The sequence below is a fragment of the Corynebacterium halotolerans YIM 70093 = DSM 44683 genome (genome assembly GCF_000341345.1).
Lineage (GTDB): Bacteria > Actinomycetota > Actinomycetes > Mycobacteriales > Mycobacteriaceae > Corynebacterium > Corynebacterium halotolerans.
On the sequence record NC_020302.1, the window covers coordinates 3040388 to 3052505 of the forward strand.

The following is a 12118-nucleotide window of genomic DNA, read 5'->3' on the forward strand; positions in this document are numbered from 1 at the left end:
GTCGAGGCAAGGTGTCTGAGGATCGTGTGAAGCTTCCCCTGGTTGAAATACCGACTGACCAGTCGGTCAGCTGATATGTGGCAGAGATTACATCGCATTCCGGCGGATCGCCAGAGTCACAACAAAAAGAGTCGCACACAGAACACTTTTCCACCCCGCGAACTACCCCCATACGGGAAAAATCCGCCCCGTCTTCCGGCCTGCGGAAGATGGGGCGGATGTCCTCGCCAGCTATTTCGCCTCGAGCCCCCGGAAAACCAGGCTCGGGGTGATCTCGCTGAAGGCCTCCGGCGTCAGCTCGCCGTCCGGCCGGTACCACTCCACGATGGAGTTGATCATGCCGAAGACCAGGCGACCCACGAGTCCGGCGTCGAGATCGGGGCGCACCACCCCCTCCTCCTGCGCCTCACGGACATAATCGATGAGCTTGCGGGTGACCTGACGACGGCGCTCCATGATCTCGAGCTCCACCTCGGTGTTGCCCCGCAGCCGCAGCAGCAGGGTGACGTAGCCGGGGTTCTCGCACAGCACGCGTGTCGATCCGCCGATGACCACCGCGAGCCGGTCCCGGGCCGTGCCCTCCAGTTCCTCCGCCTCCTGCACCACACCGTTGAGCGCCTCAAGGGCCCGGTCGGTGGCCTCGACGAGGATCTCCTCCTTCGAGGTGACGTGGTGGTAGATGGCGGATTTGCTCACACCGAGCCGGGTCGCCAACGCCCCCATGGAGGTGGCCTCGTAGCCCCGGGTGTTGAATTCGTCGACGGCGATCCGGATGACGTCGCCCCGGCCGTAGCCCGGACGTCCCCGTCCGGAGTGGGTGGTCGGCGCGGCCTTCCGGCCCGTCGTTGCTGCCTGAGTCATATCTGTTCCTTCGTTTCGGGCCACCCTCGTCAGCGGGCCTGGACCAGCATCTGCCCCCAGTTTCCCATCCGAGAGGTGCGGATACCACGTACACTCACCACACATTACCGCCCGAACGGTCGGTAACCGTTTTCCAGACGAACCGAGGGAGCCAGCCATGACCCAGACCGTGCCCCAGATCCTCGCCCCCGGAGTGGCCGAGGGTGCCGAATTCGACCACGTCCGCACCATGTTCGCCAATGACGCCGCCTCCCGGAGCCTGGGAATGACCATCACCGCCCTCAACACGGAGGAGGTCCGTGGTCACTTCACCATCCGACCCGAGATGTGCAACGGCCACGGCACCGCCCAGGGCGGGATCCTCTTCACCTTCGCCGACTCACTGTTCGCCGGCGCCTGCAACGCCCCGGGCCAGCCAGCCGTCGCCGCCCAGGTGAACATCCACTTCATCTCGCCGGCCCGGGAGAGCGACGTCGTCGAGGGAGTTGCCGTGACCCGGCAGGCCTGGGGACGCAACGGCATCACCGATGTGACGCTGACCAGCAACGGACGGGTGGTCGCGGAGTTCCGCGGCACCTCCCGTACCGTCCGCAGCATCTGACCGGCCACCCCCTGCCGCCGGGAAACAACCTGCGGAAACAGGGGAAAACCACACCCGCCCCATCCCCACCCGTCCCGTCAGTGACCCATTCCATTGACGTGGATCACATTTTCTCCATATACTGACCGAGCGATCGGTTAGTAAATGCCGACAGCGACTTCCTTCGCCTCACGCCCGGCCAGACCGCGGGCACCGCGACGACCCGAGGAGGACCCATGACCACCGCCACAGCCACGACCCCCCTTCACTCCACCGAGGACGAGGCGGGCCAGCAGCGTTTCGACCAGTTGATCGCCGAGGACTCCCGCATCGAGCCCACCGACTGGATGCCCGCGGCCTACCGCAAGACGCTGACCCGCCAGATCTCCCAGCACGCCCACTCGGAGATCATCGGCATGCAGCCCGAGGCCAACTGGATCACCCGCGCCCCCTCGCTCAAGCGCAAGGCCATCCTGATGGCCAAGGTCCAGGACGAGGCCGGCCACGGCCTCTACCTGTACTCCGCCGCCGAGACCCTCGGCACCTCCCGCGACGAGCTGGTCGACCAGCTGCTGAGCGGCAAGGCGAAGTACTCGTCGATCTTCAACTACCCGGCGCGCACCTGGGCCGACATCGGCGCGATCGGTTGGCTCGTCGACGGCGCCGCCATCGCCAACCAGGTGCCGCTGTGCCGTGCCTCCTACGCCCCCTACGGCCGGGCGATGGTGCGTATCTGCAAGGAGGAGTCCTTCCACCAGCGCCAGGGCTGGGAGATCCTCCACGAGCTCGCCCACGGCACCGCGGAGCAGAAGCAGATGGCGCAGGAGGCGATCAACCGCTTCTACGGCCCGGCGCTGCAGATGTTCGGCCCGCCGGACGAGGACTCCCCGAACTCCCGGCAGTCGATGGCCTGGAACATCAAGCGCTTCAGCAACGATGAGCTGCGCCAGCGCTTCGTCGACATGATCGTGCCCCAGGCCGAGGCCCTCGGCCTCCACTTCGAGGACCCGGACCTGAAGTGGAACGAGGAGCGCGGCCACTACGACTACGGCGAGCTCGACTGGGACGAGTTCAAGTCCGTCATCAAGGGCAACGGCCCCTGCAACGCCCAGCGCATGCAGCGGCGCCGTCAGGCATTCGACGAGGGCGCCTGGGTGCGCGAGGCGGCCGCCGCCTTCGCCACCAGGCACGAGTCCGCCGACACCCGGCTGACCGCCTAAAGCCGCCCGACCCAGCCCGAAGCACCGGAAACCAAGGAGAAACGCCATGTCCAACCAGTCCTGGCCCATGTGGGAGGTCTTCGTCCGCTCCTCCCGCGGCCTGTCCCACGTCCACGCCGGTTCACTGCACGCCGCCGACGCCACCATGGCCCTGCGCCACGCCCGCGACCTCTACACGCGCCGCAACGAGGGCACCTCCGTGTGGGTCGTCCCCTCCGAGACCGTGGTCTCCTCCGACCCGGACTCCAAGGGCGGGTTCTTCGAGTCCCCGCAGGGCAAGAGCTACCGCCACGCCACCTACTACGCCAAGACCGAGGGGGTGCCTCACCTGTGAGCAGCTTCGCCACCGCGGATTCCGCCACCCGCCACACCCAGGGTGACGCCATCACCGCAGAAGACATCCAGGCCTCCGGCGCCACCGCCACCGAGGACGCCGCCACCTACGCGCTGATGCTCGCCGACGACGCCCTCATCCTCGCCCAGCGTCTGGGCTGGTGGGTCTCCCGCGCGCCGGAGATGGAGGAGGACATCGCGCTCGGGAACATCGCCCTCGACCTCGTGGGCCACGCCCGCTTCCTCTACAGCTACGCCGGCACCGCCTGGGGGAGGTCCGAGGACGACCTCGCCTACTTCCGCGACGAGGAGGAGTTCCGCTCCGCCCGCCTCGTCGAGCAGGAGAACGGCGACTTCGGCCACACCATCGCCCGCCAGCTCCTGTTCGCCCACTACCAGCTGGGGCTCTACACGGCGCTGTGCGAGTCGACCGACCCGACGCTGGCCGCCATCGCGGCCAAGGCGGTCAAGGAGGTCGAGTACCACGTCGACCACGCCAACCAGTGGGTGCTGCGTCTCGGTCTCGGCACGGAGGAGTCCCACCGCCGCATGACCGCCGGCCTGGAGAACATGTGGCCCTACCTGGCCGAGCTCTTCGAGGACCTGCCGGTCCACGAGCGGCTCGCCGCCGCCGGCGCGGGCGTGCTGCCCTCCCGCCTGCGCGCCGGGTTCGACGAGCGTATCGCCCACGTCCTGCAGCAGTCCGGCCTGGAGGTCCCCGCCGTTCCGCAGGCCCGTTCGGGTCAGCGCACCGGCTGCTTCAGCGAGTACCGCGGCTTCATCCTCGCGGAGATGCAGTCGCTGGCCCGCCGCCACCCCGGCGTCACCTGGTGACCGCCAGGTAGCCACCCGCACACCCCGCCGCCGTACCCGCCGCGCGCTCAGCGCCCCGCCCGAAGGAGGCTCCCGTGTCCGTCACCGACACCTCCCCCCATCCCCTGCGCCCCGCCGACCCCGGGGCGGCGCAGATCTGGGACCTGGCCGCCACCGTCCCCGACCCGGAGATCCCGGTGATCTCCATCGCCGACCTGGGTATCCTGCGCGACGCCCGGATCGAGGACGGCACCCCGGTCGTCACCATCACCCCGACGTACTCCGGCTGCCCCGCGATGGACCGGATCACCAGCGACGTCCGGGAGGCCCTCACCGCCGCCGGTCACGACGACGCCCGCGTAGAGCTGGTGCTCCAGCCGGCCTGGAGCACGGACTGGATCACGGAGAAGGGGCGCGACGAGCTGCGCGAGTACGGCATCGCACCCCCGGCCCACTCCACCGCCGGGACGAGTCAGGGCCCGGTCCGCCTGACCCTCCTGCGCCCGGAGCCCGTGGCCTGCCCCCGCTGCTCCTCCACCAACACCCGCAAGCTCAGCCACTTCGGCTCAACATCCTGCAAGTCGCTCTACAGCTGCCAGGACTGCCTCGAGCCCTTCGACTACTTCAAGGTGCACTGATGACCACTCCCACCAAGCACAAGGCAAAGTTCAACGCGCTGGCGGTCTCCGAGATCCGCCGCCTGACCGATGAAGCGGTCGAGGTCAGCTTCCAGGTTCCGGAGGAGCTGCGTGACGATTACGACTACGTCCCCGGACAGTACGTGGCCCTGCGCGCCACCATCGACGGCCAGGAGATCCGGCGCTCCTACTCGATCTGCGACATCCCCCGCCCCGGCCTGATCCGGGTGGCCATCAAGAAGAACCTCGGCGGGCTGTTCTCCACCTGGGCCAACGAGGAACTGACCGTGGGCACCACCATCGAGGTGATGAACCCGCAGGGCGCGTTCACCCCCCGCACCCACGTGACCTCTCTCAACGACGCCGAGGAGATCCTCGACCACGACCTGGCCGACGCCGAGGCCCCGCACCTGGTGGCCATCGCCGCCGGCTCCGGCATCACCCCGATCATGTCCATCGCCCAGGCGGTGCTCGCGGGCAGCCCGCAGGCCACCTTCGAGCTGGTCTACGCCAACAAGGGCGGCGGCGACGTCATGTTCGCCGAGGAGATCGGCGACCTGAAGGACAAGTACCCGACCCGCTTCGCCGTCCACCACGTCCTGTCCCGCGAGCAGCGCGTCAATCCGCTGTTCTCCGGCCGCATCGACGACGAGAAGCTCTCCCTCCTGCTCGAGCACGTCGTCCAGACCGACCGGGTGCGCGAGTGGTTCCTGTGCGGCCCCTTCGAGCTGGTGCAGCTGTGCCGCGATGAGCTGGCGGGCAAGGGCGTCGACAGCCAGGACATCCGCTTCGAGCTGTTCTCCACCGGCAAGCCCTCCGACGGGCCGCAGCAGGGCAACACCGGCCGCCCGGTCGTCGCCGACCCCAAGGGCAGGAACATCACCATCTCCTTCACCCTGGACGGCCTGTCGGGCTCGGTCGACTCCCCGGTCAGCGCGAAGGAGACCATCCTCAACGCCGCCCTGCGCGCGCGTCCCGACGTCCCGTTCGCCTGCGCCGGCGGCGTGTGCGGCACCTGCCGCGCCAAGGTCGTCGAGGGCGAGTACGAGATGGACGAGAACTACGCCCTCGAGCCCGACGAGGTGGCCGACGGTTACGTCCTGACCTGCCAGACCCGCCCGAAGGGCGACTGCCTCACCGTCGACTACGACGCCTGACCGACCCGCCGACCAGCCCCCGACCAGAAGGAAGGACGCAGCCGCCATGATCGACCTCATCATCGACGACAACACCGCCGAAGTGGTGCTCAACAACCCGAAGGCCCTCAACGCACTGGGAGAGGCCGACCTCCGGGAGCTCTCCGACGCCTACGCCGAGGCCGAGGCCCGCGGCGTGCGGGCACTGCTTCTGCGCGGTGAGGGCAAGGGCTTCTCCGCCGGCCGCAACATCAAGGGCCTGAACCCGGCCGATGACGACGCCACCGACTACCTGGCCCGCCAGGTCACCCCGGTGCTGAGGCAGATGAGCCAGTTCCCGGCGCCGACCTTCGCCGCCGTCCACGGCGCGTGCCTGGGTGTGGGCCTGGGCCTGGCCATCGCCACCGACATCGTCTACGTCGCCGAGGACGCGAAATTCGGTTCCCCGTTCGCCAACCTGGGTGCCACCCTCGACTCCGGCGGCCACGCCCTGTTCGTCGAGCGCCTCGGCGCCCACCGGGCGATGGATCTCATCGTCACCGGCGAGCTGATCTCCGGCACCGAGGCCGTCAACGCGGGCCTGTTCTCCCGCGCCGTCCCGGCCGATCAGCTCCTCGACTTCACCCGCGAGCGTGCCCGAAAGGCCGCCAACGGTGCGACGCAGGCCTTCCTGACCAGCCGACGCCTCGTCCACGACATCCGCGACAACGGCACCGGCCTGTGGGCCTCCGTCGACGCGGAGAACGCCGCCCAGGGACAGCTGTGCTCCTCCGAGGACTACGCCGAGGGCTTCGCCGCCTTCAACGAGAAGCGCACCCCGGTCTTCGCCGGCCGCTGACACCACCGAAGCCACCACCCAGGAGAAAAGACTGCATGAGCACCCCGAACGCCTACCTCGTCTCCGGCCGCCGCACCCCGGTGGGCCGCTACGGCGGCGCCCTGTCATCCGTCCGCCCCGATGATCTCGCCGCGCTAACGGTCCGGTCGGTCGTCGAGGAATCCGGCATCGACCCGTCGGTCGTCGACGAGGTCATCCTCGGCAACGCCAACGGCGCCGGCGAGGAGAACCGCAACGTCGCCCGTATGGCCTGGCTGCTGGCCGGCTTCCCGGACACCGTGCCGGGCATCACCGTCAACCGCCTGTGCGCCTCGGGCATGTCCGCCATCACGATGGCCGCCAACATGGTCAAGGCCGGGGAGGCCGACGTCGTCATCGCCGGCGGCGTGGAGTCGATGTCCCGGGCACCGTGGGTGCTCGAGAAGCCGACCACCCCGTTCGCCAGGCCCGGCGAGATCTTCGACACCTCCATCGGCTGGCGCTTCACCAACCCGGTCTTCCAGCGGCAGGAGAAGGCCGCCTTCTCCATGCCGGAGACCGCGGAGGAGGTCGCCCGGGTGAGGGACATCAGCCGCGAGGACGCCGACGCCTTCGCCGTCGAGTCCCAGGCCCGCGCGGTCGCCGCGATGGAGGCCGGGCGTTTCGACGCCGAGATCGTCCCGGTCGAGGTCACCGACCGCAAGGGCAGGGTCACGGTCGTCGACACCGACGAGGGACCGCGCCCGGGCACCACGGCCGAGGTGCTGGCGAAGCTGCGGCCGGTGGTCGGCGGCGGCTCCGTGGTCACCGCCGGCAACTCCTCCTCGCTCAACGACGGCGCCTCCGCCATCCTCGTGTGCTCTGAGGCGGCCGTCGAGAAGTACCACCTGCAGGCCCGCGCGAAGGTCATCGCCGGCGCCAACGCCGGGGTGGCCCCCGAGATCATGGGCCTGGGCCCCATCCCGGCCACCCGGAAGGTGCTCGAACGCACCGGCTGGGAGATCGACGGCGTCGACGCCGTGGAGCTCAACGAGGCCTTCGCCACCCAGTCCCTGGCCTGCATCCGCGAGCTCGGCCTCGACCGGGACAGGGTCAACACCTGGGGCGGGGCCATCGCACTCGGCCACCCGCTGGGTTCCTCGGGTTCCCGCATCACCATCACCCTCCTCAACCGCCTGGAACAGGAGGGGGGCACCCGCGGCATCGCCACGATGTGTGTGGGTGTCGGCCAGGGTTCCGCCATCGCCATCGAGAGGGTCTGACAGTCATGACAACCGCCACCACCATCCCGAACACCCTGGACACCCGGGACTTCGCCGCCCTGACCGTCGCAGAACACGACGACCGGATGCTCGTCGAGCTGACCCGCCCCGAGGTGCGCAACGCCATCGACGAGACGATGGTCGCCGAGCTGCACGCCGTGTGCACCCACCTGGAGAACCACCCGAAGATCCTGGTCATCACCGGCACGCAGCACAAGGGCCGCGGCATCTTCGCCTCCGGCGCCGACATCGGTCAGCTGCGCGAACGCCGCCGCGACGACGCTCTGCGCGGGATCAACAACACCATCTTCCACCGCATCGCACAGCTGCCGTCCCCGGTCATCGCGGCCGTCGACGGGTACGCCCTGGGCGGTGGCCTGGAGCTGGCCCTGGCCGCCGATTTCCGGGTGGCCACCCCGCACGCGAAGTTCGGCCAGCCCGAGGCGGGTCTGGGCATCATCGCCGCCGCCGGTGGGTTGTGGCGGCTGAAGAATCTCATCGGCGAGGCCGTGGCCAAGGAAATCCTGCTCGCCGGGCGGATCCTCACCGGCGAGGAGGCACTCGCCGTGCACCTGGTCACCGGGGTCCACGCACCCGAGGACCTGCTCGACGCCGCCCAGGCGCTCGCCGACCGCATCAGTGCGCTCGACCCGCTGGCGGTGCGCATCAGCAAGCAGGTCATGGCGATGCCCGCCGGAGCGCACCCGGGCGTGGACAACATCGCCCAGGCCATCCTCTTCGAATCCGACGCCAAGTTCGACCGCATGCAGGCGTTCCTCGACCGCAAGAACAACAAGTAACAGGAGCCGAAAAATGACCGTTCAGCAAGCAGTCCTCGACGCAACCACCACGGACCTGCGCGTCCCAGCGCTCGTCGGCGTACTCGGCGGCGGGCGCATGGGCGCCGGCATCGCCCACTCCTTCCTCGCCGCAGGCGCACACGTCACCGTGGTCGACATCAACGACGACGCCGTCGCCGCCGCCCGCGGGCGCATCACCCACGACATCGAGGGCTCGATCAGGCGCGGCGCGCCGGGCACCGTCGACGGGTGGCTCGACCGCCTGACCGTGACCACCGACGCGTCCGCCTTCGCCGACCTGCCGCTGGTCGTCGAGGCCGTGCCGGAGTCCATCGAGCTCAAGACCGATTCCTTCCGCCGGATCGCCGAGGTCGCACCCGAGGCGGTCATCGCCACCAACACCTCCTCGCTGTCGGTGTCCGACCTGGCGGTCACCGTGGACAACCCGGTCATCGGCCTGCACTTCTTCAACCCGGTCCCGGCCTCGAAGCTGGTGGAGATCGTCGTCGCCGACACCACCCCGGCCGACCTGGTGGGCGAGGCCCGCGCGTGGGTGGAGGGCCTGGGCAAGACCCCGATCGTGGTCGCCGACGCCCCCGGCTTCGCCTCCTCGCGGCTGGGCGTGGCCATCGCGCTCGAGGCCATCCGGATGGTCGAGGAAGGCGTGGCCAGCCCCGAGGACATCGACAACGCCATGGTGCTGGGCTACAAGTTCCCCGTCGGCCCGCTGAAGCTCACGGACATCGTCGGCCTGGATGTGCGCCTCGGCATCGCCGAGTACCTCGCCTCCACCCTCGGTGAGCGTTTCGCCCCGCCGCAGCTCATGCGCGACATGGTCGCCCGCGGCGAGCTGGGGCGAAAGTCCGGCCAGGGCTTCTACGACTACAGCTAACGCTTCTCGACGATCGCGTTGGTGATCCGCGCGGTGCACAGCCGCCGCCCGCGGTCGTCGACGAGCACCACCTCGTGGCTGGTCAGCGTCCGCCCCAGCCGGATGGCGGTGGCCGTCGCGGTGACAGTGCCGTCCCGGCCGGAGGCGTGGTGCGTGGCGTTGATGTCCACACCGACGGCCACCTTCCCCATTGTGGAGGCGTGGATGACCGCGGCCCAGCTGCCCACCGCCTCGGCGAGTGCGACCATCCCGCCGCCGTGGAGCAGCCCGAGCGACTGGCGGTTGCCGTCGATCGGCATGGTGGCCACGACCCGCTCGGCGGACTGTTCAACCACCTCCACCCCCATCTTGCGGTCGAGTTCCCCGAGTTCGATCGTCCAGGGTTCCATGCCCCTCCACCTTTCCGAATGTCCTGCAAAAAATGTGATGCCGATTATACTGGCCTCAAATACTAACCGTCCGGTCGGTCACTAATTGGATACGGACCCCGCTCCAATGAAAGGAACACCTGATGAGCACCCGTAACAGCACCCCCGTCTCCCTGATCTCCGAGGCTACCGGCGGCACCGCCACGGCCACCATCGACGAGACCCGCACCGACGTCGCGCTCGTCCCGAGTTTCCTCTCCGGCGAGTGGGTCACCCCCGAGGCCCCCACCCGCGTGGTGGACGTGGAGGACGCCTCCACCGGCGAGCTCGTCGCCCGGGTCTCCACCGACGGCCTCGACATCGCCGGCGCCGTCGACCACGCCCGCACGGTCGGCCAGGCCGGCCTGCAGGCGCTGACCATCCACGAGCGCGCGATCAAGCTCAAGGAGCTGGCGCTGTACCTGCAGGAGCACAAGCAGGTCCTCTACGAGCTGGCGCACAAGTCCGGCGCCAACAAGCGCGACAACTTCGTCGACGTCGACGGCGGCATCTCCACGCTGTTCACCTTCTCCTCCAAGGGCCGCCGCGAGCTGCCGAACTCGAAGGTCATCGTCGACGGCCCCACTGAGGTGCTGTCCAAGGACAACAGCTTCCTGGGCACCCACATCCACACCTCGCTGCCCGGTGTAGCCGCGCAGATCAACGCCTTCAACTTCCCGGTCTGGGGCATGCTCGAGAAGTTCGCCCCGGCCTTCATCGCCGGGGTGCCCAGCATCGTCAAGCCCGCCACCCCGACCGGCTACATCACCGCCGCCTGCGTGGAGCTGATGGTCGACTCCGGCATCCTGCCTGCCGGCTCCATCCAGCTGATCTCCGGCTCCGCCCGCGATCTGCTCGACCACCTCGACTACCGCGACCACGTCGCCTTCACCGGCTCCGCCGCCACCGCCGCCAAGCTGCGCTCCCATGACAACGTCCAGCTGCACGGCCTGCGCTTCACCTCCGAGGCGGACTCGCTCAATGCCGCCATCCTCGGCGAGGACGCCACCCCGGGCACCCCGGAATTCGACGCCTTCATCAAGACGCTGTTCGCCGAGATGACCTCCAAGGCCGGCCAGAAGTGCACCGCCGTGCGCCGCGCCATCGTCCCGGCCCCGCTGGTCGACGCAGTCGCCACCGCCCTGTCCGAGCGCATCAGCGCCAAGGTCGTCCCCGGCGACCCGCGTGACAAGGAGGCCACCATGGGTCCGCTGGTCTCCCGCGAGCAGCGCGACGACGTCGCCGCGGCCGTCGCCAAGCTGGTGGAGGCCGGCGGAAAGATCGTGCACGGCGGACCCGAGGAGCTCGACGGCGCCTTCTTCGCCCCGACCATCCTGACCTTCGCCGACGCGGACGCCGATGCCGTCCACGACACCGAGGCCTTCGGACCCGTGGTCTCCATCCTGGGCTACGCCGACACCGACGACGCCGTCCGCCTGGCCGCCCGCGGCCGCGGCTCCCTGGTCGCCTCCGTGATCACCCACGATCCGGAACTGACCGCCCGCTTCGCCGCCGGCATCGCCGCCCACCACGGCCGCCTGCACTTCCTCGACCGCGATGACGCGAAGACCTCCACCGGCCACGGCTCCCCGCTGCCGCACCTCATCCACGGTGGCCCGGGCCGCGCCGGCGGGGGAGAGGAGCTCGGCGGTATCCGCGGCGTCAAACACTACATGCAGCGCACCGCCATCCAGGGCTCCCCGGACCACCTGACCGCCATCACCGGCCAGTGGCACCGCGGCGCCCGGATCCAGCGCGTCACCCGCGCGGAAGTCGAGGCCGGTACCGGCGTCCACCCGTTCCGCAAGGACCTGGCCACCCTGCGCATCGGCGACCAGTTCGCATCCGACCTGCGCAAGGTCACCCTCGAGGAGATCCTCGAGTTCGCGGAGGAGACCGGCGACACCTTCTACGCCCACGTCAACGAGGAGGCCGCCACCGCCAACCCGTTCTTCCCGCGGCGCGTCGCCCACGGCTACCTGCTCGTGGCCTGGGCCGCCGGCCTGTTCGTCGAGCCGGCCCCGGGCCCGGTCCTGGCGAACTACGGCCTGGAGAACCTGCGCTTCATCACCCCGGTCACCTACGACGACTCCGTCCGCGTCGAGCTCACGGCCAAGCGCATCACCCCGCGCGTGACCGACGAGTACGGCGAGGTCTGCTGGGACACCGTCCTGTACAACCAGAACGACGAGATCGTCGCCAGCTACGACGTGCTCACCCTCGTGGAGAAAGTGGACACGCTCTACGCCGGCTGATCCTTCAGTTGAATCCGAGAAGGCCCGGAGTGCGCAGCTGCGCACTCCGGGCCTTTCGGTTGCCCGCCGGGCGGGCGGATGCCAGCCGCTTTTCGACCGGCCTC

General features: G+C 69.4%; 13 protein-coding genes. 11 read left to right on the forward strand and 2 right to left on the reverse strand.

Annotated features, from left to right (window positions below; genetic code table 11):
- Positions 1-231: 231 nt before the first annotated feature.
- Complete coding sequence (locus A605_RS13855) at positions 232-861, reverse strand: TetR/AcrR family transcriptional regulator (protein ID WP_015402135.1); 630 nt, start codon at positions 859-861, stop codon at positions 232-234.
- Positions 862-1018: 157 nt separating this feature from the next.
- On the opposite strand from A605_RS13855, the gene paaI reads away from it, so the two are divergent.
- From paaI to A605_RS13905, 10 genes are all read left to right on the forward strand, one after another.
- Positions 1019-1462 (forward strand): hydroxyphenylacetyl-CoA thioesterase PaaI, encoded by a 444-nt coding sequence (gene paaI / locus A605_RS13860; RefSeq protein WP_015402136.1) that lies wholly within the window; start codon positions 1019-1021, stop codon positions 1460-1462.
- Positions 1463-1677: 215 nt separating this feature from the next.
- Positions 1678-2661, forward strand: a complete 984-nt coding sequence (gene paaA, locus A605_RS13865) for a 1,2-phenylacetyl-CoA epoxidase subunit PaaA (RefSeq protein ID WP_015402137.1) — start codon at positions 1678-1680, stop codon at positions 2659-2661.
- Between the two features lie 46 nt (positions 2662-2707).
- Positions 2708-2995: a 1,2-phenylacetyl-CoA epoxidase subunit PaaB gene (gene paaB, locus A605_RS13870; protein ID WP_015402138.1), complete on the forward strand. Its 288-nt coding sequence runs from the start codon at positions 2708-2710 to the stop codon at positions 2993-2995.
- Positions 2992-3828, forward strand: a complete 837-nt coding sequence (paaC, locus tag A605_RS13875) for a 1,2-phenylacetyl-CoA epoxidase subunit PaaC (RefSeq protein WP_015402139.1) — start codon at positions 2992-2994, stop codon at positions 3826-3828. Before paaB ends, paaC begins: the two co-directional genes overlap by 4 nt.
- A 74-nt stretch (positions 3829-3902) precedes the next feature.
- Positions 3903-4445 (forward strand): 1,2-phenylacetyl-CoA epoxidase subunit PaaD, encoded by a 543-nt coding sequence (paaD, locus tag A605_RS13880; RefSeq protein WP_015402140.1) that lies wholly within the window; start codon positions 3903-3905, stop codon positions 4443-4445.
- Entirely contained in the window at positions 4445-5602 is a 1158-nt protein-coding gene (paaE, locus tag A605_RS13885) for a 1,2-phenylacetyl-CoA epoxidase subunit PaaE (RefSeq protein WP_015402141.1), read from the forward strand. The genes paaD and paaE overlap by 1 nt, the downstream gene beginning before the upstream one ends.
- 46 nt (positions 5603-5648) lie before the next feature.
- Positions 5649-6419, forward strand: coding sequence for an enoyl-CoA hydratase/isomerase family protein (locus A605_RS13890; RefSeq protein WP_015402142.1), 771 nt, complete (start codon positions 5649-5651; stop codon positions 6417-6419).
- Positions 6420-6454: 35 nt separating this feature from the next.
- Positions 6455-7660, forward strand: coding sequence for an acetyl-CoA C-acyltransferase (locus A605_RS13895; protein ID WP_015402143.1), 1206 nt, complete (start codon positions 6455-6457; stop codon positions 7658-7660).
- A 5-nt stretch (positions 7661-7665) separates the two neighbouring features.
- Complete coding sequence (locus tag A605_RS13900; RefSeq protein ID WP_015402144.1) at positions 7666-8460, forward strand: enoyl-CoA hydratase/isomerase family protein; 795 nt, start codon at positions 7666-7668, stop codon at positions 8458-8460.
- A gap of 13 nt (positions 8461-8473) precedes the next feature.
- Positions 8474-9352: a 3-hydroxyacyl-CoA dehydrogenase family protein gene (locus A605_RS13905; RefSeq protein ID WP_015402145.1), complete on the forward strand. Its 879-nt coding sequence runs from the start codon at positions 8474-8476 to the stop codon at positions 9350-9352.
- Here A605_RS13905 and A605_RS13910 read toward each other — a convergent pair.
- Positions 9349-9741 (reverse strand): PaaI family thioesterase, encoded by a 393-nt coding sequence (locus A605_RS13910; protein WP_015402146.1) that lies wholly within the window; start codon positions 9739-9741, stop codon positions 9349-9351. The genes A605_RS13905 and A605_RS13910 overlap by 4 nt on opposite strands.
- A gap of 122 nt (positions 9742-9863) precedes the next feature.
- Here A605_RS13910 and paaZ point away from each other — a divergent pair, with 122 nt between their 5' ends.
- Positions 9864-12014 carry a phenylacetic acid degradation bifunctional protein PaaZ gene (gene paaZ, locus A605_RS13915; RefSeq protein WP_015402147.1) on the forward strand — a complete coding sequence of 717 codons (2151 nt, stop codon included), beginning with the start codon at positions 9864-9866 and terminating at the stop codon, positions 12012-12014.
- Positions 12015-12118 lie beyond the last annotated feature (104 nt).